General features: G+C 71.0%; 24 protein-coding genes. 9 read left to right on the plus strand and 15 right to left on the minus strand.

What is annotated here, in order from left to right; all coding sequences use genetic code 11:
* Window positions 1-100: 100 nt before the first annotated feature.
* On the plus strand, window positions 101-880 hold the full coding sequence (locus OG488_RS08210; protein WP_329227302.1) for a hypothetical protein: 780 nt from the start codon (window positions 101-103) through the stop codon (window positions 878-880).
* 69 nt (window positions 881-949) lie between these two features.
* Here OG488_RS08210 and OG488_RS08215 read toward each other — a convergent pair whose 3' ends face one another.
* From OG488_RS08215 to OG488_RS08225, 3 genes are all read right to left on the minus strand, one after another.
* A complete protein-coding gene (locus tag OG488_RS08215) occupies window positions 950-1,207 on the minus strand; it encodes a chaplin family protein (protein ID WP_329227304.1) in 258 nt (85 codons plus the stop codon).
* A gap of 157 nt (window positions 1,208-1,364) precedes the next feature.
* Window positions 1,365-2,009, minus strand: a complete 645-nt coding sequence (locus OG488_RS08220) for a response regulator transcription factor (protein WP_329227306.1) — start codon at window positions 2,007-2,009, stop codon at window positions 1,365-1,367.
* Window positions 2,002-3,147: a GAF domain-containing sensor histidine kinase gene (locus OG488_RS08225; protein WP_329227308.1), complete on the minus strand. Its 1,146-nt coding sequence runs from the start codon at window positions 3,145-3,147 to the stop codon at window positions 2,002-2,004. Before OG488_RS08225 ends, OG488_RS08220 begins: the two co-directional genes overlap by 8 nt.
* Window positions 3,148-3,661: 514 nt before the next feature.
* Here OG488_RS08225 and OG488_RS08230 point away from each other — a divergent pair.
* Window positions 3,662-4,390, plus strand: coding sequence for a transglycosylase SLT domain-containing protein (locus OG488_RS08230; protein ID WP_329227310.1), 729 nt, complete (start codon window positions 3,662-3,664; stop codon window positions 4,388-4,390).
* Between the two features lie 137 nt (window positions 4,391-4,527).
* Here OG488_RS08230 and OG488_RS08235 read toward each other — a convergent pair whose 3' ends face one another.
* The gene (locus OG488_RS08235) at window positions 4,528-7,119 is read right to left on the minus strand and encodes an ABC transporter ATP-binding protein/permease (RefSeq protein ID WP_329227312.1); all 2,592 of its coding nucleotides are present in this window, start codon (window positions 7,117-7,119) and stop codon (window positions 4,528-4,530) included.
* A 267-nt stretch (window positions 7,120-7,386) separates the two neighbouring features.
* Between OG488_RS08235 and serB the strand changes: the two genes are divergently transcribed.
* On the plus strand, window positions 7,387-8,643 hold the full coding sequence (serB, locus tag OG488_RS08240) for a phosphoserine phosphatase SerB (protein WP_329227314.1): 1,257 nt from the start codon (window positions 7,387-7,389) through the stop codon (window positions 8,641-8,643).
* A gap of 70 nt (window positions 8,644-8,713) precedes the next feature.
* Here serB and OG488_RS08245 read toward each other — a convergent pair whose 3' ends face one another.
* The 4 genes from OG488_RS08245 to OG488_RS08260 all read right to left on the minus strand — a co-directional run bounded on the left by OG488_RS08245 (window position 8,714) and on the right by OG488_RS08260 (window position 11,078).
* Window positions 8,714-9,232, minus strand: a complete 519-nt coding sequence (locus tag OG488_RS08245; RefSeq protein WP_329227316.1) for a SixA phosphatase family protein — start codon at window positions 9,230-9,232, stop codon at window positions 8,714-8,716.
* 99 nt (window positions 9,233-9,331) lie between these two features.
* The gene (locus tag OG488_RS08250; RefSeq protein WP_329227318.1) at window positions 9,332-9,538 is read right to left on the minus strand and encodes a hypothetical protein; all 207 of its coding nucleotides are present in this window, start codon (window positions 9,536-9,538) and stop codon (window positions 9,332-9,334) included.
* A 137-nt stretch (window positions 9,539-9,675) separates the two neighbouring features.
* On the minus strand, window positions 9,676-9,792 hold the full coding sequence (locus tag OG488_RS08255; RefSeq protein ID WP_329227320.1) for an SGM_5486 family transporter-associated protein: 117 nt from the start codon (window positions 9,790-9,792) through the stop codon (window positions 9,676-9,678).
* A 17-nt stretch (window positions 9,793-9,809) separates the two neighbouring features.
* A complete protein-coding gene (locus OG488_RS08260) occupies window positions 9,810-11,078 on the minus strand; it encodes a CynX/NimT family MFS transporter (protein WP_406461661.1) in 1,269 nt (422 codons plus the stop codon).
* A gap of 128 nt (window positions 11,079-11,206) precedes the next feature.
* On the opposite strand from OG488_RS08260, the gene OG488_RS08265 reads away from it, so the two are divergent.
* The gene (locus tag OG488_RS08265) at window positions 11,207-11,881 is read left to right on the plus strand and encodes a FadR/GntR family transcriptional regulator (protein WP_329227323.1); all 675 of its coding nucleotides are present in this window, start codon (window positions 11,207-11,209) and stop codon (window positions 11,879-11,881) included.
* A gap of 19 nt (window positions 11,882-11,900) precedes the next feature.
* Here OG488_RS08265 and OG488_RS08270 read toward each other — a convergent pair whose 3' ends face one another.
* From OG488_RS08270 to fabG, 3 genes are all read right to left on the minus strand, one after another.
* Window positions 11,901-12,272 (minus strand): hypothetical protein, encoded by a 372-nt coding sequence (locus OG488_RS08270; RefSeq protein ID WP_329227326.1) that lies wholly within the window; start codon window positions 12,270-12,272, stop codon window positions 11,901-11,903.
* A 174-nt stretch (window positions 12,273-12,446) separates the two neighbouring features.
* On the minus strand, window positions 12,447-13,214 hold the full coding sequence (fabI, locus tag OG488_RS08275) for an enoyl-ACP reductase FabI (RefSeq protein WP_329227328.1): 768 nt from the start codon (window positions 13,212-13,214) through the stop codon (window positions 12,447-12,449).
* Window positions 13,215-13,219: 5 nt separating this feature from the next.
* Window positions 13,220-13,939, minus strand: a complete 720-nt coding sequence (fabG, locus tag OG488_RS08280) for a 3-oxoacyl-[acyl-carrier-protein] reductase (RefSeq protein ID WP_329227330.1) — start codon at window positions 13,937-13,939, stop codon at window positions 13,220-13,222.
* Window positions 13,940-14,159: 220 nt separating this feature from the next.
* Here fabG and OG488_RS08285 point away from each other — a divergent pair, with 220 nt between their 5' ends.
* The 3 genes from OG488_RS08285 (at window position 14,160) to tyrS (ending at window position 18,407) form a co-directional block, all read left to right on the plus strand.
* Window positions 14,160-15,683: a TldD/PmbA family protein gene (locus OG488_RS08285; protein ID WP_329227332.1), complete on the plus strand. Its 1,524-nt coding sequence runs from the start codon at window positions 14,160-14,162 to the stop codon at window positions 15,681-15,683.
* Window positions 15,680-17,074, plus strand: a complete 1,395-nt coding sequence (locus tag OG488_RS08290; protein ID WP_329227333.1) for a metallopeptidase TldD-related protein — start codon at window positions 15,680-15,682, stop codon at window positions 17,072-17,074. Before OG488_RS08285 ends, OG488_RS08290 begins: the two co-directional genes overlap by 4 nt.
* A 64-nt stretch (window positions 17,075-17,138) precedes the next feature.
* On the plus strand, window positions 17,139-18,407 hold the full coding sequence (gene tyrS / locus OG488_RS08295; RefSeq protein ID WP_329227335.1) for a tyrosine--tRNA ligase: 1,269 nt from the start codon (window positions 17,139-17,141) through the stop codon (window positions 18,405-18,407).
* Between the two features lie 70 nt (window positions 18,408-18,477).
* On the opposite strand, the gene OG488_RS08300 is transcribed toward tyrS, so the two are convergent.
* A complete protein-coding gene (locus OG488_RS08300; protein WP_329227337.1) occupies window positions 18,478-18,762 on the minus strand; it encodes a GlsB/YeaQ/YmgE family stress response membrane protein in 285 nt (94 codons plus the stop codon).
* Window positions 18,763-18,975: 213 nt separating this feature from the next.
* Between OG488_RS08300 and OG488_RS08305 the strand changes: the two genes are divergently transcribed.
* Both OG488_RS08305 and OG488_RS08310 read left to right on the plus strand, forming a co-directional pair.
* Entirely contained in the window at window positions 18,976-19,341 is a 366-nt protein-coding gene (locus OG488_RS08305; protein ID WP_329227339.1) for a DUF3099 domain-containing protein, read from the plus strand.
* A gap of 219 nt (window positions 19,342-19,560) precedes the next feature.
* A complete protein-coding gene (locus tag OG488_RS08310; RefSeq protein ID WP_329227341.1) occupies window positions 19,561-19,809 on the plus strand; it encodes a hypothetical protein in 249 nt (82 codons plus the stop codon).
* Here OG488_RS08310 and moaA read toward each other — a convergent pair.
* The 3 genes from moaA to OG488_RS08325 all read right to left on the minus strand — a co-directional run bounded on the left by moaA (window position 19,792) and on the right by OG488_RS08325 (window position 22,944).
* Window positions 19,792-20,781 carry a GTP 3',8-cyclase MoaA gene (gene moaA, locus OG488_RS08315; protein ID WP_329227343.1) on the minus strand — a complete coding sequence of 330 codons (990 nt, stop codon included), beginning with the start codon at window positions 20,779-20,781 and terminating at the stop codon, window positions 19,792-19,794. The two genes, OG488_RS08310 and moaA, sit on opposite strands and share 18 nt — an antisense overlap.
* Window positions 20,782-20,938: 157 nt before the next feature.
* The gene (locus OG488_RS08320; RefSeq protein ID WP_329227345.1) at window positions 20,939-22,582 is read right to left on the minus strand and encodes a solute symporter family protein; all 1,644 of its coding nucleotides are present in this window, start codon (window positions 22,580-22,582) and stop codon (window positions 20,939-20,941) included.
* Entirely contained in the window at window positions 22,579-22,944 is a 366-nt protein-coding gene (locus OG488_RS08325; protein WP_329227347.1) for a DUF485 domain-containing protein, read from the minus strand. Before OG488_RS08325 ends, OG488_RS08320 begins: the two co-directional genes overlap by 4 nt.
* Between the last annotated feature and the right edge of the window lie 147 nt (window positions 22,945-23,091).

Consider the following 23,091-nt stretch of genomic DNA (forward strand, 5'->3'; position numbering starts at 1 on the left):
AGTGTCGAGATCGTCGCGTGCCTGTGGGCACAGCTCCCAGGGAAAACCTACGCCACCCGGGGAGTGCTCAGGCCCTGGGGCCGTTCCCTAGGCTGTTCCCATGCTTTCGGAACCACGCTCAGGGCGGCTCGCCGCATGGGGAAACGCGCTTTTGGCCGGACTTGTGTCACCGGACGACGCCGCACTCGCGATCGTCGGCGAGGACGCGGTGCACCGCGTCGAGGGGCTGCCGGGTGAGGAGGGGCCCGTCGGGCTGACGCTGGCGCTCGGCCGGCTGAGAGGGCTGGGGGCGGCCGGTTTCCGGGTGGCGCTGCCGGTGCCCGGGCACCCGCTGGGGCTCAGCGGGCCGCCGGACTTCAACGCCCGGGCTCTCGAGGCGGAGGAGGCGGTGGTCACGTCCGGGGCTCCGTACGGGCTCGTACCGGAGGTGACCGAGGCGGGGCCCGCCGGGGATCTGCACGTCGAGGTGGTGTGGCGCTGTCTGCCGGTCAGGGAGGCGCCGCCGGCCGACGTGCCGTCGCTGGGTGAGGCGGAGCGGGAGCTCGCCGAGGCGTTGCGGGATGCCACGGCGGTGCTGTCCCGGCTGGACGTCGCCGGGTCCGGCCCGGTCGCGGAGGCCGCGGTGGACGCCTACCGGGCGCGGGCGGAACGGGGCCGCGAGGTGCTGGCTCCCGGGTATCCGCCCCGGGCGGTCCGGGTGCTGGAGCTCGCCCAGCGGGTCGGGCTGCTCGTGTCGGTGGCCCACGAGACGGGCCACGGGGGTGCGGTGAGCGCCTCCGAGATCGCGGCCCGGGGCGAGGCGCTGCGGCCGGTGGAGCGGGTGGCCCGGCGGGCGCAGGTCGCGGCGTACAACGCGTATGTGGAGGAGCGGGGCCGGTAGTGCGGGGCGCCCCCGTCCGCCGGGCGGCCTCGGTGGGCCTGCCCGGCGGGAGGAGGTGCGCGGCGCGGGTCAGCCGTTCAGGCCGAGGTTGCCGAAGGCCGGGTTGAGCAGGCCGATCACGTTGACCGTGTTGCCGACCACGTTCACCGGGACGTGCACCGGGACCTGGACGAGGTTGCCCGAGGCGACGCCCGGGGAGCCGACGGCCTGGCCGTGGGCGGCGGCCCCTCCGTGGCCGTGGCCCGTGGCGGAGGCGGCTCCGGCACCGGCGGCGACGAGTCCGCCCGCGATCATGGTGACGGCTGCGGCCTTCTTCAGGTTCTTCACTTCAGGGTCCTCCTCGCGTCGCCGCGGCCGACCGCCGCAGCACGCATGGAGAACGCCGTCACGCCCCTGAGGATGCGCCGTACGGGTGACGTACGCCCGACATTATGAATCTCAGACCGGAAGGGAACCGTCCGATTTTCCGATCAACGGTGCCCCGTCAGCCCGCCGCTCCGTTCCGGACCGCCCACAGCGCGGCCTGGGTCCGGTCCGACAGATCGAGCTTCATCAGGATGTTCGAGACGTGCGTCTTGACCGTCTTCTCCGACAGGACGAGCGCCCGGGCGATCTCCCGGTTGGAGCGCCCGTCGGCGATCAGGCCGAGCACCTCGCGCTCCCGCTCCGTCAGGGTGCTCCCCCGCCCCGTGCCGTTACCTGTGTCGTCCTGGGCCAGCAGCGCCCCGGCGACCTCCGGCTGGAGCAGGACGTGGCCCGCGTGGACCGAGCGGATGGCACCGGCGAGGGCGTCGGGGTCCACGTCCTTGTACACGTAGCCCGACGCTCCTGCCCGCAGGGCGGGTACGACCGTGCGCTGCTCGGTGAAGCTGGTGACGATCAGCACCCTGGCGGGGTTCTCGAGCTCCCTGAGCCGGCGCAGCGCCTCGATGCCGTCCATGCCGGGCATCTTGATGTCCATCAGGACGACGTCGGGCCGCAGCTCCTCGGCCCTGGCGACGCCCTCGGCCCCGTCCGCCGCCTCCCCGACGACCTCTATGTCGTCCTGGACCTCGAGGAAGGTCCGCAGTCCCCTGCGGACCACCTGGTGGTCGTCCACCAGCAGCACCTTGATGACCTTGTCAGACACAGGGGACCTCCATCCGGATCGTGGTGCCCTCGCCGGGCTCCGAGGCCACGGTGAGCCGGCCCCCGACGCTGTCCGCGCGGTGCCGCATGGAGACGAGGCCCAGGTGGCGTCCGGCACGCCGGACCACCTGGGTGTCGAACCCGCGGCCGTCGTCGGCGATCCGCAGCACCGTGGCCGAGGCCTCCCGGCCGAGCGTGACCGTGACCAGCCCGGCGCCCGAGTGGCGCAGGGCGTTGTGCAGGGCCTCCTGGGCGACCCTGAGCATCGCCTCCTCCTGAGCGGCGGGCAGGGCGCGCACCCCGGTGCTCCCGAAGGTGACCCGGGCGCTGTGGGCGCGGTCCAGGACCTGGATCTGGGTGCGGAGGGTGGCGACCAGGCCGTCCTCGTCCAGAGCGGCGGGGCGCAGCTCGACGACGGCGGCGCGCAGCTCGTCCACGGCCTCCCCGGCCAGGGTGGCGACCTGCTGGAGCTCGCCCTTGGCCCGGGCCGGGTCCCGGTCGACGAGGGCTGCGGCGGCCTGGGCGGTGAGCCGGAGCGAGAAGAGCTTCTGACTGACGGCGTCGTGCAGCTCGTGGGCGAGGCGGGAGCGCTCCTCGGCGATCGTCAGCTCGCGGCTGCGTTCGTAGAGCCTGGCGTTGGTGAGGGCGATCGCCGCGTGCTGGGCGAGGATCCCGAGGAGCTCCTCGTCCTCCTCCGTGAAGCCGCAGCCGCCCGTCGGCCGGGGGCAGCGCTTGTTGGCGAGGAAGAGCGCGCCGATGGTCTCGTCGCCGTCCTGGACGGGCAGCCCCAGGAAGTCGGACATCTCGGGGTGGGCGTCGGGCCAGCCCTCGAACCGGGGGTCCTTCCGTACGTCGGCGAGCCGCTGGGGCTTCGCCTCGTGGAGCATCGCCGCGAGGATGCCGTGCTGGCGCGGCAGCGGACCGATGGCCTTCCACCGCTCGTCGCTGACCCCGTCGACGACGAACTGGGCGAAGCCGCCGTGGTCGTCCGGCACACCGAGCGCCGCGTACTCGGCGTCGAGCAGTTCGCGGGCCGAGGCGACGATCGTCTTGAGGACGTCCCTCATCTCGAGGTGCCGGCTCATGGCGAGCAGGGCGGCACTGACCGCGGCGAGGCCGGACGGCGGGCGGTGGCTCATGCGCTCACCGTACCGGCGGGCGCGATCCCGCCGGATCGGGCTGTGGACGGCCCCGGCGTAGGCCCTCGGACCTAGGTCCGAGGGGCTCGCGCGAGCCCTCGGGGGCCTCGCGCGATCCGGGGCCGCACCGGAGCGCGGGGCTTCGCCCCTCCGGCGCGGGAGTTCGGGGTCCCCGGCGCCTTTCCCCTGCCTCCGAGCCCTGGAAATCCCCTCACGCTCCGCATTACAGGAGCAACTATTTGTGAACGCGAAGGGCGCCCCGTGTGAGCCCAGGCATAGGACCCACGTCACTTACGAAGACGGATAGTCGACTCAAAAGGGGCAAGTTGCGCGGGTTCAAACCGGACAAGAAGGTATGAACGAGACCCCTGCCCACTACCCGGCTTCGTACGTCACACCTTTGCCACGTCATTTTGCTGGAGCTAAGAATTGGGTTGTCCCCGACGGAGATGCGCCCCGGCGCTTCCGTCCGCGTCCTCGCCGAGGACCCCCTAGTTCGAAGAGGTACGACTGTATGTCCGTGTCCCGCATCTCCAGCCGTAGCCGTCGTCTCAACAAGACGCAGAAGCTCTCCGTCGCGGGGGTCTCGACCCTGGCCGCCGCCGCCGTCGCCTTCTCCCTCGTCCCGCACGACGCCTCGGCCACGACCGAGCCGCAGGCCGCTTCGGCCGCCGCGCCGGTCGCCTACACCGGCTCGCAGGCGAAGACCGACGTCCAGGCCGGCTCCATCGAGCAGAACGCCACGGCCCAGCAGCTGGTCAAGGCCGCCGACGAGGCGAAGGCCAAGGAGGCCGCCGCCAAGAAGAAGGCCGCCGCGAAGGCGGAGGCGAAGGCCAAGGCCGTCGCCGAGGCCAAGGCCGACGCGAAGAAGCGTGCCGCCAAGAAGAAGGCCAGCCGCGCCGCCGACCGCAAGCCGGTCTACAAGAACAACCTGGACGGCTGGATCCGTGAGGCTCTCGCCATCATGGACAAGAAGAACATCCCCGGCACCTACGAGGGCCTGCACCGCAACATCATCCGCGAGTCCAGCGGTAACCCCCGTGCCATCAACGACTGGGACATCAACGCCATCAACGGCGTCCCGTCGAAGGGCCTCCTGCAGGTCATCAAGCCGACCTTCGACTTCTACCACGTCAAGGGCACCAAGCACGACCAGTACGACCCGGTCGCCAACATCACCGCCGCCGCCAACTACGCCGCGGACAAGTACGGCTCGATCGACAACGTCGACAGCGCGTACTGAGCCACGCACCGAGCAAGGCCTGGCACAGAGGGCCCGCCGGTCCGCAGCGTCGCGTGACCGGCCGGCACATGCCGAAGGGCGGCACCCCACGGGGTTGCCGCCCTCGGGCGTTTCCGGGCCCGACGGCCCGGACTGCACTACTTGCGCATCACCTCGGGCTCGTGGCGGCGCAGCATCCGCGACACCGCGAAGAAGAGAACGGCGCTCATGAAGAGCATCACCGCGATGTTGATCCCCCACTGCCCGGCCGAGTGCTCCCAGAGCGGGTCCAGGTCGGTCGGCTTCTTCGGGTCCCACGGCGGCATGAGGTGGGCGAGGTCCAGCGTGGTACCCGCCGCGGCCACGGCCCAGCGCGACGGCATCAGCCAGGCGAACTGCTCCAGGCCCGGCGACCCGTAGACCTGGAAGAGCACGCCGGTGAAGACGACCTGGACGATGGCGAACATGACGAGCAGCGGCATGGTCTTCTCGGCGGTCTTCACCAGCGCGGAGATCATGAGGCCGAACATCATCGACGCGAAGCCGAGCACGATGATCGACAGGCAGATCTCCACGGCGGGGGGCATGAACAGGCCCTCCTCCGGCAGATCGCGGGTCGAGAAGCCGATCCCGCAGATGATCACGCCCTGGAAGGCCGTGATCACGCCGAGGACGATCACCTTGGACAGCAGGTAGGCGGAACGGGAGAGGCCGGTGGCCCGTTCCCGCTCGTAGATCACCCGCTCCTTGATCAGCTCTCGCACCGAGTTCGCCGCGGCGGCGAAGCACATGCCGACCGCGAGGATCAGCATGATGGTCCCGGCCTTGCCGTTGAAGCGGGAGGGCGGATCGGGCTCCGCCAGTCCGAACTCCGCCGGGATGACGACGCTGACGACGCCGAGCACGGCCGGCAGGAGCACCATCAGGAGCAGGAACCCCTTGTCGGACGCGATCACCGACACGTAGCGGCGCATCAGCGTCCACAGCTGCGCCGTCCAGCCCGAGGGCTTCGGGGGGCGGATCTGCTGCGGCGGCGGCATGTGCACGGGCTGCGCGGCGACGGCGTCGATGTCCGCGGCGTACATCTGGTAGTGCTGCGATCCGCGCCAGCGGCCCGCCCAGTCGTAGTCGCGGTAGTTCTCGAACGCGGAGAAGACGTCGGCCCAGCTGGTGTAGCCGAAGAAGTTCAGCGCCTCCTCGGGAGGGCCGAAGTAGGCGACGGATCCGCCCGGCGCCATCACCAGGAGCTTGTCGCAGATGGCCAGCTCGGCCACGGAGTGCGTGACCACGAGGACCGTACGGCCGTCGTCGGCCAGGCCGCGCAGCAGCTGCATGACATCACGGTCCATGCCCGGGTCGAGACCCGAGGTCGGCTCGTCCAGGAAGATCAGCGACGGCTTGGTCAGCAGCTCCAGGGCGACCGAGACGCGCTTGCGCTGGCCGCCGGAGAGCGAGGTGATCTTCTTGTCCCGGTGGATGTCGAGCTTGAGCTCGGCGAGGACCTCGTGGATCCGGGCGGTGCGCTCGGCCTCCGTGGTGTCCGCGGGGAAGCGCAGCTTCGCCGCGTACCGCAGAGCCCTGGTGACCGTGAGTTCCTTGTGCAGGATGTCGTCCTGCGGGACCAGACCGATGCGCTGCCGCAGCTCGGCGAACTGCTTGTACAGGTTCCGGTTGTCGTAGAGGACGTCACCCTGGTTGGCGGGCCGGTAGCCGGTGAGCGCCTTGAGCAGGGTGGACTTGCCGGAGCCCGACGGGCCGATGACCGCGATCAGCGACTTCTCGGGCACGCCGAAGGAGACGTCCTTGAGGATGTCCTTGCCTCCGTCGACCGTCACCGTGAGGTGGCGGGCCGAGAAGGAGACCTCACCGGTGTCGACGAACTCTTCCAGCCGGTCCCCGACCAGCCGGAAGGTCGAGTGACCGACGCCGACGATGTCGTTCGGGCCGATGAGCGCCGAGCCGGACTTGCTGAGCGGCTGGCCGTTGACGTACGTGCCGTTGTGGGATCCCAGGTCGCGGATCTCGAAGCGGCCGTCGGGCGTCGCGCGGAACTCGGCGTGCAGACGCGAGACCTGGAGGTCGGAGACGACCAGCTCGTTCTCGAGCGCGCGGCCGATGCGCATGACCCGGCCGAGGTCGAGCTGGTGGAACGTCGTCGGGCTGCGGTCCCCGTAGACCGGCGGTGCCCCCGCCGGGCCACCGGGCACACCGGCTCCGGGCGGCGGGCCGGCGTGGCCCTGCTGGTGCGGGACCTGGGGCTGCTGCGGCTGCTGCGCCTGCTGCCAGGCCGGCTGCTGCGGGGCGGGACCGCCGGCCCAGCCGGCACCACCCTGCTGCGGCTGCTGCGCCGGGGCGTGCTGCGGCTGCTGCACGGGCGCCTGCTGCACGGGAGGAGCCGGGGCCTTCCGGACGCCTTCCGCCGGCCCGCCCTGGACTCCGGCACCCGCCGCCGCGGTGAGGGTCACCCGCGGTCCGTCGGTGGCGTTGCCCAGGTGGACCGAGGTCCCGGGGGCGATCTCCATCTGCTGGACACGCCGGCCCTGCACATAGGTGCCGTTCGTGCTGCCGTGGTCCTCGATGGACCAGCCGCGGCCGTTCCAGCTGACCGTGGCATGCCGCCACGACACCCTGGCGTCGTCGATCGTGAGGTCGCCCTGCGGATCACGTCCGAGGGTGTACGACCTGGACGGATCGAGCGCCCAGGTCCTTCCATTCAATTCCAGTACGAGTTCCGGCACTCCGCGCCCCACTAGTTGTCCCCCGAGTCGCCCCCGTCGCAGGGAGCCTAGGGATGCTGAACATCGTGGGGAACTATTCCAGGACCGGTCCCGTAACGGAAAGCCGGGCGGCGTGAAGACGGCGAGGAGGCTCGGCACCCCCTCGCCCGACTCGGGAGAAATGGGACCGGAGCATCCCATCCGGGGCCCCGTGACCGGGCCCGGCGGCCCGGTCCCCGGCTGTCCGCCACTCGGGACGGCTTCGGAGCCCGCCCGGCGGCCCTATACGGTGGGACCACCATGAGCGCATCTCAGCCACCTCGGTCACCCCGGTCTCCTGAGCTCCCCGAGTCTCCTCGGGACACGGACGCACCCACGCTTCTCGTCAAGATCTTCGGGAAGGACCGTCCGGGCATCACCGCCGGACTCTTCGACACCCTGGCCGCGTACGCCGTCGATGTCGTGGACATCGAGCAGGTCGTCACGCGTGGCCGCATCGTCCTGTGCGCCCTCGTGACGTCCCCCACCCCGGGCGGCACGACCGAGGGCGATCTGCGGGCGACCGTGCACAGCTGGGCCGAGTCGCTCAAGCTGCAGGCCGAGATCATCTCGGGCACGGGCGACAACCGCCCCCGCGGCGACGGCCGTTCCCATGTGACCGTGCTGGGGCACCCGCTGACCGCGGAGTCCACGGCGGCCATAGCGGCCAGGATCACCTCCACCGGCGGCAACATCGACCGTATCTTCCGCCTCGCGAAGTACCCCGTCACCGCCGTCGAGTTCGCGGTCTCCGGGACCGGGACCGAGGAGCTGCGGACCGCGCTGGCGACGGAGGCCGCCGGGATCGGCGTCGACATCGCCGTCGTGTCGGCGGGGCTGAGCCGCCGGGCGCAGCGGCTGGTCGTCATGGACGTGGACTCGACGCTGATCCAGGACGAGGTCATCGAGCTCTTCGCCGCCCACGCCGGGTGCGAGGCCGAGGTCGCCGCGGTGACCGAGCAGGCGATGCGGGGCGAGCTGGACTTCGAGCAGTCCCTGCACGCGCGCGTGGCGCTGCTGGCCGGCCTCGACGTGTCGGTGGTGGAGAAGGTGCGGGCGGAGGTCCGGCTGACCCCCGGTGCCCGCACCCTGATCCGGACCCTGAAGCGGCTCGGTTACCAAGTGGGTGTGGTCTCGGGAGGCTTCACCCAGGTCACAGACGACCTGAAGGAGCGACTCGGGCTCGACTTCGCCTCCGCCAACACGCTGGAGGTCGTCGACGGCAGGCTCACCGGCCGGGTCGTGGGCGACATCGTGGACCGGGCGGGCAAGGCCCGGCTGCTGCGCAGCTTCGCGGAGCAGGCGGGGGTGCCGCTGGCGCAGACGGTGGCGATCGGCGACGGCGCCAACGACCTGGACATGCTGAACACCGCCGGTCTGGGTGTCGCCTTCAACGCCAAGCCGGTCGTCCGTCAGGCCGCCCACACGGCGGTGAACGTCCCGTTCCTGGACACGGTGCTGTATCTCCTCGGGATCACCCGCGAGGAGGTCGAGGCCGCCGACGGCCTCGTCGACTGAGGTCCGGACCTCGTACGTACGACAGGGGCGCGGCACACGAGGTGTGCCGCGCCCCTGTCGTACGTCGTGCTCAGTCGTTCGGCGTCCAGTACTCGACGAGCTTGCCCACCCCGTGCTCCAGGGTCTTCCAGGAGCCGGAGAACTCGACGACGGCGTAGGCCGCGGTCGGGAAGCCGTCCCTGGTCATGCGGGCGAGCGTGTCGCCCTCGGCGCTGCCGGAGAGAGCGTCCGCGGCGCCGTGCATGCCGGGATTGTGGCCGATGACCAGCAGGTTCGTCACGTCGTCGGGGGTCTCGCCGAACAGGGCGATCAGCTCGCCGAGGGAGGCCTCGTAGAGCCTCTCCTCGTACACGGTCCTGGGGCGCTGCTCGAACTCGTGGACCGCGAGCTTCCAGGTCTCGCGGGTCCTGGTGGCGGTCGAGCACAGAGCCAGGTCGAAGGCGGTTCCCGAATCGGCCAGCCTGAGGCCGGCGACAGGCGCGTCCTTCCTGCCCCGTTCCGCCAGGGGCCGCTCATGGTCGGAGTCCTGCGACCATTCCGCCTTTGCGTGCCTGAGAAGGACGATCCTGCGAGGTGTATCGGCGCTCATACACCTCAGCTTCGCACGGATCGAGCCTCCGGGCGCAGGGTGTTGACATGCTCGCCCGCTGAGGGTGAACGAACGGCGGCGGAGGGTGTGCGGCGCCGGTCAGGCGGGCATCAGGCCGAGGATGTGCCCGAGCAGCCGCCCGATCGCGGGGTCTCCCGCCGCCGCGTGTGCCTGGCCGGGTTCCACGATCAGCAGGAGGAGCGCGGCGAAGGCGAGGGCGGGCAGCGCGACGGCCCACCACGGCAGCCGGACCTCGACGCTGTCCGGGGCCGGGCGGTGGGTCCGGGTCTGTGTACGGGCCGCCATGTCCGCCTCCGTGGGTCCTCGGCTGTCGTCACCAAGAACCTACGGTCCGGGCGGCGGCGGTCCCATCCGGTGGCCCACCCACTCGACCCTGAAACCGGCCCCCTAGGGGACAGGGGGGCTGTCCCCACCTCTGAGGGTCAGGGCGAGGCGATCGTGGCGATCACGCCGATGACGACGGAGATGAGAAGCATCGTCCCGAAGACGAGGAGGAGCTTCCTCTGGCCGTTCGGGGGATTCGGTTCGAGCACTGGCATGCGCACAGTCTCGCATCTCAGCACTCGTCCTCGATCGTCCGGTCCCTCCCGGCGAGCATCCCCGCGATCGTCTGCGGCACGAGGAGGCCGGCCATGAGGGCGAGCGGCAGGCCCCAGCCGCCGCTGTGCTGGTAGAGCACGCCGACCAGCAGCGGGCCGGGGATCGAGAGGAGGTAGCCCGTGGACTGGGCGAAGGCGGAGAGCCTGACCACTCCGGCGCCGCTGCGCGAACGCATCCCGATCATGGTGAGGGCGAGCGGGAAGGCACAGTTGGCGATGCCCAGCAGCAGCGCCCAGAGCCAGGCGCCGCCGGCCGGGGCCAGGTAGAGCCCCGCGTAGCCGAGGAGGCCGCATCCGCTGAGGACGAGGACGATCGGGCCCTGGGTGCGCAGCCGGGAGGCGACCCGGGGGATGACGAAGGCGAGGGGCACGCCCATGGCCATGGTCACCGCGAGCAGGACGCCGGCGGTGCCGGCCGGGATCCCCGCGTCACGGAAGATCTGGGGCATCCAGCCCATGGTGATGTAGGCGGCCGTGGCCTGGAGGCCGAAGAAGCAGGCGAGCGCCCAGGAGGTACGGCTCCGGGTGATCCGGAGGGCGGGCGGGGCGGGGGTGCCGGCGGCCCGCCCCGACGTGTCGGCCCGGTCCTTCACGAACGGGAGCCAGGGCAGGACCGCGACGACGGCCAGCGCCGCCCAGACGGCCAGCCCGGTCCTCCAGTCACCGCCCATCGCGTCGGTCAGGGGCACGGTGAGGGCGGCCGCGAGGGCGGTGCCGAGGGCCAGGGCCATGGAGTAGAGGCCGGTCACGGTGCCGACCCGGTCGGGGAACCAGCGCTTGACGATGACGGGCATCAGGACGTTGCTGACCGCGATGCCCATCAGGGCCAGTGCGCTGGCGGCGAGGAACCCCGCCGTGCCGCCCACGAAGGGGCGCAGCAGCAGGCCGGCGGCGATGGCCGCCATCCCGGCGCACACGACGGCGCTGGGGCCGAACCTGCGGGCCAGCCGCGGCGCCATGAACCCGAAGACCGCGAAGCAGAGCGGCGGCACGGAGGTGAGGACACCGGCGACGCTGCCGCTCATGTGCAGCCCGTCCCGGACCTCCTCCAGGAGCGGGCCGAGGCTGGTGATGGCGGGCCGGAGGTTGAGCGCGGCGAGAACCAGGCCGAGGGTGACGATCCGCAGCACCCAGGGGGAAGGGCCGGGCCCGGCTGTGCCGGGCGCGGGGGCGGGGGCGGTGGGGGCGGCGGGAGGACTCAAGGTCGGGGTCTCGTCGTGGCGCATGGGACCCATCATAGAATCATGGGATGATTGACTGTCCACTCGTACTCTCCCCCTGAGACAATCGGGGAGACGTCCGACGGGCCCGCACCTCCCGGACCACCCTTTCCGGAACACCACCAAGGAGCACCATGGCGCTGACGTCCACGCGGCGTTCGGCTCTCGCCGACCAGGTGATTGCCCAGCTGAGGAACCAGATCACCGCGGGCGAGTGGCCGGTCGGCTCACGGATCCCCACCGAGCCCGAGCTGGTCGAGCAGCTGGGGGTCGCCCGCAACACGGTGCGCGAGGCCGTGCGCGCCCTGGCGCACAACGGGCTGCTGGACATCCGCCAGGGCTCCGGTACGTATGTGGTGGCGACCAGCGAACTGGCCGGGGTGATGCACCGCCGTTTCGCGGACGCCGACCCCCGGCACGTCGCCGAGCTCCGCTCCACCCTGGAGTCCTCCGCGGCCAGGCTCGCCGCCCTGCGGCGGACGGACCGCGATCTGCGGCAGCTGGACACGCTGATGGCGCGACGGGAGGCCGTGTGGGCGTCCGGGGACGCGGAGGGCTTCGTGGCCGCCGACGCGACCCTGCACCTCGCCGTGGTCGCCGCGTCGCACAACGACGTGCTGACCGAGCTCTACGCCGACCTGAACGACCTGCTCCGCGACTACCTGCGGGACGACGTCGGCCCGGAACTGGGACCCGACGGGCTCATGGACCACTCCCGGCTCGTCGAGGCGATCCGGGCGGGCGACGCGGAGACGGCTGCCGCCGAGGCCGCCGCCCACGCGCTGAGCTGCCTGCGGGAGCGGGTCTAGGGACGGGCCGGCGGCGCGTTCATCGGGCCGTCGAGTGGCTGACCCAGGCCGAGCCGACCTCTTTCCAGCACCGGTCCTCCAGCTTCACCGTGCGGCCCGGCTGCACCGCGACCGCCTCGGCGTCGGCGTCGACGTCCCACCAGCGCGCGCACTCGGTGTGGAGCCGGACGAGATCGGTCGTGGGATACGGGTTGTGGCAGTAGGCGACCACCTGGGAGCCGTCGACCGACGTACGGCATTCGGCGCCCGAGGGCTCCGGTTCCGGGGTGAGGGGCGCCGCCGCCCCGCTTCCCGCCCGGTTGGCCGCACTCACGGCCACCGGGGCCAGGAGCCCGGCGACGACGGCCGCCGCCGCGAGCAGGGCCCAGGTTCGGCGACGTGTGGAGCGCACGGCGTTCTCCTCCCCGTAGCCTGACCAGAAGTCCGGTTCCACCACATTCTGCGGTGGAACGGCCGGCTTTTCGACTCGAGGGCCGACAGGCCGGACGGGGCACGGCCGACACGCGCGACGGCCGCGTACCGACCGCTCCTGCGGTGGTACGCGGCCGTCCGTCAGCCGTTCGGGTCAGGCGCCCATCATGTGCACGCCACCGTCGACGTGGATGATCTCGCCCGTGGTCTTCGGGAAGAAGTCGGAGAGCAGCGCGACCACACCGCGGCCGGCCGGCTCGGGGTCGGTCATGTCCCACTCCAGCGGGGAGCGGTGGTTCCAGACGTCCGCGAGCTCACCGAAGCCCGGGATGGACTTCGCGGCCATGGAGCCGAGCGGTCCGGCCGAGATCAGGTTGCAGCGGATGCTGTCCTTGCCCAGGTCCCGGGCGAGGTAGCGGGAGGTGGCCTCCAGCGCGGCCTTGGCCGGGCCCATCCAGTCGTACTGGGGCCAGGCGAACTGCGCGTCGAAGGTGAGGCCGACGATCGAGCCGCCGTCGTTCATCAGGGGCTTGCAGGCCATGGCGAGCGACTTCAGGGAGAACGCCGAGACGTGCATCGCGGTGGCGACCGACTCGAACGGGGTGTTCAGGAAGTTGCCGCCGAGCGCGTCCTGCGGCGCGAAGCCGATGGAGTGCACGACGCCGTCCAGCGAGCCCAGCTCGTCCTTGACCAGGCCGGCCAGCCGCTCCAGGTGCTCCGCGTCGGTCACGTCGAGCTCGAGCACCTTGACGGGCTTCGGGAGCTTCTTGGCGATCCGCTCGGTCAGCGTCGGGCGGGGGAACGCCGTGAGGATGACCTCGGCGCCCTGCTCCTGGGCCACCTTCGCGGTGTGAAAGGCGATGGACGACTCCATCAGCACGCCCGTGATGAGGATGCGCTTGCCGTCGAGAATTCCGCTCATGGTGATCAGTGACCCATGCCCAATCCGCCGTCAACGGGGATGACGGCTCCAGTGATGTACGACGCGTCGTCGGACGCGAGGAAGCGCACCGCGGCGGCGATCTCGGCGGGCTGCGCGTAGCGGCCGAGCGGCACCTGCGCCACGATGCCCTTGCGCTGCTCGTCGGTGAGCGCCTGGGTCATGTCGGTGTCGACGAACCCGGGTGCGACGACGTTGAACGTGATGTTCCGCGAACCGAGCTCACGGGCGAGCGACCGGGCGAAGCCGACCAGGCCCGCCTTGGACGCCGCGTAGTTCGCCTGTCCGGCCGAGCCGAGGAGGCCGACCACGGAGGAGATGAGGACGACGCGGCCCTTCTTGGCGCGCAGCATCGCACGGTTGGCCCGCTTGACGACGCGGAAGGTACCGGTGAGGTTGGTGTCGAGCACGGACGTGAAGTCGTCCTCGGACATCCGCATCAGCAACTGGTCCTTGGTGATACCGGCGTTGGCGACCAGCACCTCCACGGGACCGTGCTTCTCCTCGATCTCCTTGTAGGCCTGCTCCACCTGCTCGGTGTCGGTGATGTCGCACCGGACCGCGAGGACTCCCGCCTCGGTGAGCGCCTGCGGCGGCTCTCCCGAACGGTAGGTGACGGCGACCCTGTCGCCGTTGTCGGCGAAGGCGCGGGCGATGGCGAGGCCGATGCCCCGGTTTCCTCCGGTGACGAGAACCGAGCGGCTCAACGGATCACCCTTTCCTTGGCGGTCTGGTACATCGAAAACCTATCGGTACCCGTGCTCATCCAGGGAATCGTCTCTGACAGCGCCGCCGGGCCGCGTCTGTCGGGTCCCTACAGAACGGCGGGTACGGGCCCATGGCAGCGCAAAACCCGCGCACGGGGGCGCCGCGACCCCCATGATTCACTGCGGAGACATTTTCAGAGGTGGAGAAGGGGAGGCCCGCGTGGCCCACGAGGTAGATCAGTCGTTCCTGGCCCTGCCGCTGCGTGCCCTCGCCGACGCGGCGCTCGCCCGCGCCCGTGCGCTCGGCGCCGTACACGCGGACTTCCGGTTCGAGCGGGTGCGCGGCGCCTCCTGGCGGCTGCGGGACGCCCGGCCCTCCGGGACCTCCGACACCACCGACACCGGGTACGCGGTCCGGGTGGTGCACGGCGGGGCGTGGGGCTTCGCGTCCGGGGTGGACCTGACGATGGACGCGGCGGCGAAGGTGGCCTCGCAGGCGGTCGCCATGGCGAAGCTGTCCGCGAAGGTGATCGCGGCGGCCGGTTCCGACGAGCGTGTCGAGCTGGCGGACGAGCCGGTGCACGGCGAGCGGACCTGGGTGTCGGCGTACGACGTCGATCCCTTCTCCGTACCCGACGCCGAGAAGGCCGGGCTGCTCGCCGAGTGGAGCACGCGCCTGCTGCGGGCCGACGGGGTGGCGCATGTGGACGCCTCGCTGATGACGGTCCATGAGAACAAGTTCTACGCGGACACCGCCGGCACCGTCACCACCCAGCAGCGGGTGCGGGTGCATCCGCAGCTGACCGCCGTGGCCGTGGACGGCACGACCGGTGAGTTCGACTCGATGCGGACGATCGCCCCGCCGGCGGGCCGGGGCTGGGAGTACCTCACGGGCACCGGCTGGGACTGGGACGCCGAACTGGAGCGCATCCCCGGGCTGCTGGCCGAGAAGATGCGGGCTCCGGGCGTCGAGGCGGGGACGTACGACCTGGTCGTCGACCCGTCCAACCTGTGGCTGACCATCCACGAGTCGATCGGCCACGCGACCGAGCTGGACCGGGCGCTGGGCTACGAGGCGGCGTACGCGGGGACCTCGTTCGCGACCTTCGACAAGCTGGGGAAGCTGACGTACGGCTCCCCCGTGATGAACGTGACCGGGGACCGCACCGCCGAGCACGGGCTCGCGACCGTCGGGTACGACGACGAGGGCGTCGAGGCGCAGTCCTGGGACCTGGTCAAGGACGGGACGCTGGTCGGCTACCAGACGGACCGGCGGATCGCGAAGCTGACGGGCCTGGGCCGGTCCAACGGGTGCGCCTACGCCGACTCGCCCGAGCACGTCCCCGTGCAGCGCATGGCCAACGTGTCGCTGCAGCCGGATCCGGGCGGGCTCTCGACCGAGGACCTGATCGGCGGGGTCGAGCGCGGGATCTACGTGGTCGGCGACCGGTCGTGGTCCATCGACATGCAGAGGTACAACTTCCAGTTCACGGGCCAGCGGTTCTTCCGCATCGAGAACGGCAGGCTGGCGGGCCAGCTGCGGGACGTGGCGTACCAGGCGACGACCACCGACTTCTGGGGCTCGATGGAGAAGGTCGGCGGACCGCAGACCTATGTCCTGGGCGGGGCGTTCAACTGCGGCAAGGCCCAGCCGGGCCAGGTCGCGGCCGTCTCGCACGGCTGCCCCTCCGCCCTCTTCCGAGGCGTGAACATCCTCAACACGACTCAGGAGGGCGGGCGATGAGCCGCGTCAGCAAGCCGTACGAGATCGTCGAGCGGGCGCTCGAGCTGTCCACCGCCGACGGCTGCGTGGTCATCGCGGACGAGAGCTCCTCCGCCAATCTGCGCTGGGCCGGCAACGCGCTCACCACGAACGGGGTGACGCGAGGACGGACCCTGACCGTCATCGCGACCGTGGACGGCGCCGAGGGGACGGCGTCCGGCGTCGTGTCCCGCTCGGCCGTCACCGCGGACGACCTGGAGCCGCTCGTACGGGCCGCCGAGGCCGCCGCGCGTGGCGCCGGGCCCGCGGAGGACGCGCGGCCGCTGGTCTCCGGGGTCCCGGCGTCCGCCGACTTCACCGAACCGCCGGCCGAGACCGGCTCCGACGTCTTCGCCGGCTTCGCCCCGGCGCTCGGCGACGCCTTCGCACGGGCCCGCTCGGGCGGCCGTGAGCTGTACGGCTTCGCCCACCACCAGCTGAACTCGACGTACCTGGGCACGTCGACCGGACTGCGGCTGCGCCACGACCAGCCGAACGGGACGCTGGAGCTGAACGCCAAGTCCCCCGACCGGACCCGTTCCGCCTGGGCGGGGCGGGCCACCCGTGACTTCAAGGACGTCGACCCGGCGGCCCTGGACGCGGAGCTGGCGCGGCGCCTGGGGTGGGCGGAGCGCAGGATCGAGCTGCCGGCCGGACGCTACGAGACGCTGCTGCCGCCGACCGCGGTGGCGGACCTGCTGATCTACCAGTACTGGTCGGCGGGCGCCCGGGACGCCTCGGAGGGCCGGACGGTCTTCTCCCGGCCGGGGGGCGGTACGCGGATCGGCGAGACGCTCTCCGAGCTGCCGCTGAACCTGCGCAGCGATCCGCACGCTCCGGGACTGGAGTCGGCTCCCTTCGTGATCGCCCACGCGTCGGGGGACGATTCCTCGGTCTTCGACAACGGGCTGCCGCTGGCACCGACCGACTGGATCAAGGACGGCAGGCTGGAGCGGCTGACCACGACCCGGCACTCCGCCGCGCTGACGGACCTCCCGGTGGCGCCCGCGATGGACAACCTCGTCCTGGACGGCGGCGGTGAGCGGTCCCTGGAGGAGATGGTGGCCGCGACGACCGGCCGGGCGCTGCTGCTGACCTGCCTCTGGTACATCCGCGAGGTGGATCCGGCGACCCTGCTGCTGACCGGCCTCACCCGGGACGGCGTGTACCTGGTGGAGGACGGCGAGGTCCTCGGCGAGGTGAACAACTTCCGGTTCAACGAGTCGCCGGTGGGGCTGCTGTCCCGGGCGTCGGAGGCGGGCCGTACGGAGAGGACGCTGCCGCGCGAGTGGGGCGACTACTTCACCCGGGCCGCGATGCCCGCGCTGCGCATCCCGGACTTCCACATGAGCTCGGTCAGCCGGGGCGTATGACGCCCATAGACTGACCGGACAACCGAGCGAACCCAGTCGAACCCTCAGAAGGAGAGAAACGACCGTGACGGACATCGTCGACGAGCTGAAGTGGCGCGGGCTGTTCGCCCAGTCCACCGACGAGGACGCATTGCGCAAGGCTCTCGCGGACGGCCCGGTCACCTTCTATTGCGGCTTCGACCCGACAGCGGCGAGTCTGCACGTGGGCCACCTGGTGCAGGTCCTCACCATGCGCCGGCTCCAGCTCGCCGGGCTGAGGCCGCTGGCCCTGGTCGGCGGGGCCACCGGCCAGATCGGTGACCCGCGGCCGACGGCGGAGCGCACGCTGAACGACCCGGAGACCATCGCCGCGTGGGTCCAGCGGCTGCGCGGGCAGATCGAGCCCTTCCTCACCTTCGAGGGCCCGAACGCCGCGACGATGGTGAACAACCTGGACTGGACCGCGGGCCTGTCCGCGATCGAGTTCCTCCGGGACATCGGCAAGCACTTCCGGGTCAACAAGATGCTGACCAAGGACTCGGTGGCCCGCCGGCTGGAGTCGCAGGAGGGCATCAGCTACACGGAGTTCAGCTACCAGCTCCTCCAGGGCATGGACTACCTGGAGCTGTACCGGCGCTACGGCTGCACCCTCCAGCAGGGCGGCAGCGACCAGTGGGGCAACCTCACGGCCGGGATCGACCTGATCCACCGCCTGGAGCCGGGCGCCGCGGTGCACGCGCTGGCGACGCCGCTGATGGTGAAGGCGGACGGCACCAAGTTCGGCAAGTCCGAGAGCGGGGCCGTCTGGCTCGACCCGGAGATGACGACGCCGTACGCGTTCTACCAGTTCTGGCTGAACGTGGACGACCGGGACATCTCGACGTACATGCGCATCCTCAGCTTCAGGAGCCGTGAGGAGCTCGAGGAGCTGGAGAAGCTCACGGAGGAGCGTCCGCAGGCGCGTTCGGCGCAGCGGTCGCTGGCCGAGGAGCTGACGACGCTGGTGCACGGCGGCGCGCAGTGCGCGGCGGTCATCGCGGCCTCGAAGGCGCTGTTCGGCCAGGGTGAGCTGGGCGAGCTGGACGAGGCGACGCTGAGCGCCGCCCTGTCCGAGGTGCCGCACGCCCGGGTCACCGAGCTGGGCCCGGTCGTGGATCTCCTGGTCGAGGTCGGGCTGTCCGCCAGCAAGTCGGCCGCCCGCCGTACGGTCAAGGAGGGCGGGGCCTACGTGAACAACGCGAAGGTCACGGACGGCGAGAGCGCTCCGGCCCACGAGGAGCTGCTGCACGGGCGCTGGCTGGTCCTGCGCCGCGGCAAGAAGAACCTGGCGGCCGTCGAGGTCGCCGCCGGCTGACCCCGGCGGGCACAGCACCGCGGCCGGTCACGCGCGAAGCGTGGCCGGCCGCGGTGCTGTGTGACATCGGTCAGGTTCTCTGCTGCTTGTTCCGGTTGCCCCTGATGGACTGCCAGAGCATGTCTCCGACACCGACGACGGCCACGGCACCGATCAGCTGGAGCACATGGCGGGTCCAGTCGATGCCGTCGGTGTCCCTGACGCCGATCCAGCCCGCGACGGCGTTGCCCAGGATGCTGCCGAGGATGCCGAACACCGCCGTCAGCCAGAGGGGGATGTTCTGCTTGCCGGGAAGGATCGCCCGGGCGATCACACCCAGCACCAGACCCACGATGATTGCCCACAACCAGCTCATATCGCCTCCTCGTGCGGCGCGGTGTGCGCACGTTCGCCCAGTCTCGGCCCGGAGGACGTACGCCGCATGCCGGACAGGGCCGTACGTGGGAGCGCGTCCGGGATCCGTGCGGTCGGGGCCCGACCCGGTCTCGAATGCCGCGGACGCCCGGCGTACTGTAGGAGCCGCGCGGTCCGGGGAAGCCCAGCACAGAGATCTGGTGGTGGAATCACGATGCGGAAGCAGAGCGACTCGGAGGTTTTCCGGATCACGGGCGCCCGGCAGGGACTTGCCGACGACGTGCGTGGCCGGCAACGGCGCTACATCATCTCGATGTCCGTGCGCACCGTCGCCGTGGTACTGGCCGCCACCCTGTGGAACGTCGAGAGGCACGTGGCCGTGGTGGCGCTCGCGCTGGGCGTCCTGCTCCCCTACTTCTCGGTGGTCATCGCCAACGGCGGTCGTGAGAACGCCCGTTCGCTCCCGACGACGTTCGTGCCCGCACCGATGCGGCCCGCGCTCGGCGCGGCCCCGGTGTCCGGGCCCGTGGAGGAACCCGGGGACGCCGGTCGCGCGGACCGTACGCCTCACGGGGAGTGACCGGAAGCGGTCCACGGAGCTCGGGGAGAGCTCAGATCAATCATGACGTTACGGTGCACCGGACCCCGGGCCCCGTGGCATACTTCGTGAGCGCTCCGCATCCCCCGTCGGAGCGACGGACCGACGCCGGGCAGCTCCCCCCGTGGCTGCTCGGCGTCGCCTTTCTCCGGCGGGGATGCGTCGAAGGGGCCCGGTCCGGGTGCCCGTAGGGTTGAAGCCGTGAACTTCCCCGATACCTCCGCCGAGAGCGCCACCGGTGCGCCGGTCTGTTCCGCCAAGGGCTGCCGCGCCGATGCCCTGTGGGTGCTCGCCTGGAACAACCCGAAGCTGCACACCCCGGAGCGCCGCAAGACGTGGCTGGCCTGCGACGAGCACCGGGAACACCTGTCCTCGTTCCTCGGCGTGCGCGGCTTCCTGAAGGACGTCGTGACGCTGGCGGAGTGGGACTCCTCAGCCGCCGATCGCTGACATCGGGCGGTCGGGCTGCAGGAACGCGGGGTCGTCGAGACCGGAGCCGGCCTTCTTCCCCCACATCGCGAGCTTCCAGATGCCGGCGATCTCCTCGTCGGGGGCGTCGGAGCGCAGCGCTCCGCGCAGGTCCGTCTCCTCCCGGGCGAAGAGGCAGGTGCGGACCTGTCCGTCGGCGGTGAGCCGGGTGCGGTCGCAGGCCCGGCAGAAGGGCCTGGTCACGGAGGCGATGACGCCGACGCGATGCGGTCCCCCGTCCACGGTCCACCGCTCGGCGGGGGCGGATCCGCGCGCCTCGTCCCCTTCGGCCGTGAGGGTGAAACGGGTGCGCAGCGAGGCCAGGATGTCACCTGCCGTGATCATCCCGTCGCGCTTCCAGCCGTGCTGGGCGTCGAGCGGCATCTGCTCGATGAAGCGGAGCTCGTAGGCGTTCTCCACGGCCCAGGCGAGCAGCTCGGGGGCTTCGTCGTCGTTGAGGCCGGGCATGAGGACGGAGTTGACCTTGACCGGGGTGAGCCCGGCCTCACGGGCGGCCTCCAGCCCTTCCAGGACGTCCTTGTGCCGGTCGCGGCGGGTGAGCGTCTTGAAGACGTCGGGCCGCAGGGTGTCCAGGGATACGTTGACCCGGTCCAGGCCTGCCGCCTTCAGGGCCGCCGCGGTGCGCTTGAGGCCGATGCCGTTGGTGGTGAGCGACATCCTGGGGCGGGGCTCCATGGCCGCGCACTGCTCGACGATGGAGACGAGGCCGGGACGCAGCAGCGGCTCGCCGCCCGTGAAGCGGACCTCGGTGATGCCGAGGGTGGTGACGGCGATGCGGATGAGCCGGACGATCTCGTCGTCGCTGAGCAGCTCGGTCTTGGAGAGCCACTGGAGGCCCTCCTCCGGCATGCAGTAGGTGCAGCGGAGATTGCACTTGTCGGTCAGTGATACACGCAGGTCGGTGGCGACCCGGCCGTAGGTGTCGATGAGCACTGTGGGCCCCCTCCCCCGGTGATGTCCGCGGTTGCGGTCTGACATCTCCGAGACTACGCGAGAGCGGTGACATCGAGGGGGCCAGGTTGACACGAGGTGCGGCGGGGCCCCGTCGTAGGTCTCTACGACGGGGCCCCGTGGGGTGCGGCGGGCCCGGTCAGTGGGCTCCGGTGCCGGTGAGGGACTTGACCTCGAGCTCGGCGTACTTGCCCCGGTCGGGCTCCTCCTTGGAGAGGACCGAACCGACCCAGCCGAGCAGGAAGCCCAGCGGGATGGAGATGAGGCCGGGGTTCTCCAGCGGGAACCAGGCGAAGTCCACGTCCGGGAACATCGAGGTGGCCTTCCCGGAGACGACCGGGGAGAACAGCACCAGGAGGACGGACGAGGCGAGGCCTCCGTAGATGGACCAGAGGGCGCCCTGGGTGGTGAAGCGCTTCCAGAACAGGCTGTAGAGGATGGTCGGCAGGTTGGCCGACGCGGCGACGGCGAAGGCCAGCGCCACGAGCCCGGCGACGTTCAGGTCGCGGGCCATCGCGCCGAGGCCGATGGAGACGACGCCGATCGCGACGGTGGCCCAGCGGGCCGCGCGCATCTCCTCCTTCTCGGTGGCCTTGCCCCTGCGGATGACGTTGGCGTAGATGTCGTGGGCGAAGGAGGACGAGGAGGCGAGGGTGAGGCCGGCGACCACGGCGAGGATCGTGGCGAAGGCGACGGCGGAGATCACGGCGAGCATGACGGCGCCGCCGGTGGTGCCGAGTCCGCCGAGGTACTCGGCGAGCTGGGGTGCGGCGGCGTTGCCGGCCGGGTTCTTCGCCTTGATCTCCTCGGGCCCGATGAGGGCGGCGGCGCCGAAGCCGAGGGCGATCGTCATCAGGTAGAAGGCGCCGATGATGCCGATGGCCCAGTTCACCGACTTCCGGGCGGCCTTGGCGGTGGGCACGGTGTAGAAGCGGATCAGGATGTGCGGCAGACCCGCCGTCCCGAGCACCAGGGCGATGCCGAGCGAGATGAAGTCCAGCTTCGAGGTGCCGGTGGCGCCGTACTTGAGGCCGGGCTCCAGGAAGGCCGCGCCGTGGCCGCTCTTCTCGGCGGCCGTGCCGAGCAGGTCGGAGACGTTGAAGTCGAACTTCCACAGCACCATCAGGGTCATCAGCAGGGCGCCCGCGATGAGCAGGACGGCCTTGACCATCTGCACCCAGGTGGTGCCCTTCATGCCCCCGATGGTGACGTAGAGGATCATGAGCACGCCGACCAGGGCAACGATGAGGATCTTGCCCGCGTCGCTGGTGATGCCGAGCAGCAGGGCGACGAGGACGCCCGCGCCCGCCATCTGGGCGAGCAGGTAGAAGATCGACACGACGATGGTGGAGACGCCAGCGGCGGTGCGGACGGGACGCTGCCGCATCCGGTAGGCGAGGACGTCGCCCATGGTGTAGCGGCCGGAGTTGCGCAGCGGTTCGGCGACGAGCAGCAGGGCCACGAGCCAGGCGACGAGGAAGCCGATGGAGTAGAGGAAGCCGTCGTAGCCGAAGAGCGCGATGGCACCGGCGATGCCGAGGAAGGACGCGGCCGACATGTAGTCGCCGGAGACGGCGAGGCCGTTCTGGAAGGCGGTGAACTGCCGCCCGCCCGCGTAGAAGTCCGAGGCGCTCTTGGTCTGGCGGCCGGCCCAGACGGTGATGCCCAGGGTCGCGGCGACGAAGACCGCGAACAGGGTGATGATCAGCGGCCGGTGCTCGCTCGTCGACGAGGTCGACGCGGCGAGCTGGGTCACGGCGTGCGATGCGTACGCGGCGCTCATGCGTCGGCCTCCAGACGGGACTTGATGGCCGCCGCCTGCGGGTCGAGCGTCTTCGTGGCGTGGCGTGAGTAGAACCAGGCGATGAGGAACGTGGTCGCGAACTGGGCGAGGCCGAACACGAAGGCGACGTTGAAGTTCGCGAAGAGGACCTTGCTCATGAAGCCGTCGGCGTAGCTGGACAGCAGCACGTACAGCAGGTACCAGGCGATGAAGCCGACGGTCAGCGGAAAGGCGAAGGACCGGTGGGAGCGGCGCAGTTCGGCGAACTCCGCACTGTTCTGCGCCTCGAGGAACGCCTCGGTCGTGGGCTGGACGGGACTGCCGCCCTCAGGGCTCTGGGGCGGCGGTGCTTCGGTGGCCACGGATTCTCCTCGCGACGCGGGTGCGGTGGTGGGGACGGTGGATTTCAAGGGGAGTCCTCTGCGTTGCGGGGGTGATGAGCTGGACGCACGGCTCCCTGTGCAACGGCACGGAGAGCGTGGCGAAGCGGTTCACCGCAGGTTCGGTCT

This window comes from Streptomyces sp. NBC_01460, from assembly GCF_036227405.1.
GTDB lineage: Bacteria > Actinomycetota > Actinomycetes > Streptomycetales > Streptomycetaceae > Streptomyces.

What these genes read in the sequence shown, in the direction of transcription:
- OG488_RS08260 (WP_406461661.1), bottom strand. Translation starts at nt 11,078, where the DNA reads ATGCGCCACGACGAGACCCCGACCTTGAGTCCTCCCGCCGCCCCCACC.
- OG488_RS08265 (WP_329227323.1), top strand. Translation starts at nt 11,207, where the DNA reads ATGGCGCTGACGTCCACGCGGCGTTCGGCTCTCGCCGACCAGGTGATT.
- OG488_RS08250 (WP_329227318.1), bottom strand. Translation starts at nt 9,538, where the DNA reads ATGGCGGCCCGTACACAGACCCGGACCCACCGCCCGGCCCCGGACAGC.
- OG488_RS08210 (WP_329227302.1), top strand. Translation starts at nt 101, where the DNA reads ATGCTTTCGGAACCACGCTCAGGGCGGCTCGCCGCATGGGGAAACGCG.
- OG488_RS08320 (WP_329227345.1), bottom strand. Translation starts at nt 22,582, where the DNA reads ATGAGCGCCGCGTACGCATCGCACGCCGTGACCCAGCTCGCCGCGTCG.
- serB (WP_329227314.1), top strand. Translation starts at nt 7,387, where the DNA reads ATGAGCGCATCTCAGCCACCTCGGTCACCCCGGTCTCCTGAGCTCCCC.
- fabI (WP_329227328.1), bottom strand. Translation starts at nt 13,214, where the DNA reads ATGAGCGGAATTCTCGACGGCAAGCGCATCCTCATCACGGGCGTGCTG.
- OG488_RS08230 (WP_329227310.1), top strand. Translation starts at nt 3,662, where the DNA reads ATGTCCGTGTCCCGCATCTCCAGCCGTAGCCGTCGTCTCAACAAGACG.
- OG488_RS08305 (WP_329227339.1), top strand. Translation starts at nt 18,976, where the DNA reads ATGCGGAAGCAGAGCGACTCGGAGGTTTTCCGGATCACGGGCGCCCGG.
- OG488_RS08255 (WP_329227320.1), bottom strand. Translation starts at nt 9,792, where the DNA reads ATGCCAGTGCTCGAACCGAATCCCCCGAACGGCCAGAGGAAGCTCCTC.
- OG488_RS08300 (WP_329227337.1), bottom strand. Translation starts at nt 18,762, where the DNA reads ATGAGCTGGTTGTGGGCAATCATCGTGGGTCTGGTGCTGGGTGTGATC.
- OG488_RS08245 (WP_329227316.1), bottom strand. Translation starts at nt 9,232, where the DNA reads ATGAGCGCCGATACACCTCGCAGGATCGTCCTTCTCAGGCACGCAAAG.
- OG488_RS08225 (WP_329227308.1), bottom strand. Translation starts at nt 3,147, where the DNA reads ATGAGCCACCGCCCGCCGTCCGGCCTCGCCGCGGTCAGTGCCGCCCTG.
- OG488_RS08290 (WP_329227333.1), top strand. Translation starts at nt 15,680, where the DNA reads ATGAGCCGCGTCAGCAAGCCGTACGAGATCGTCGAGCGGGCGCTCGAG.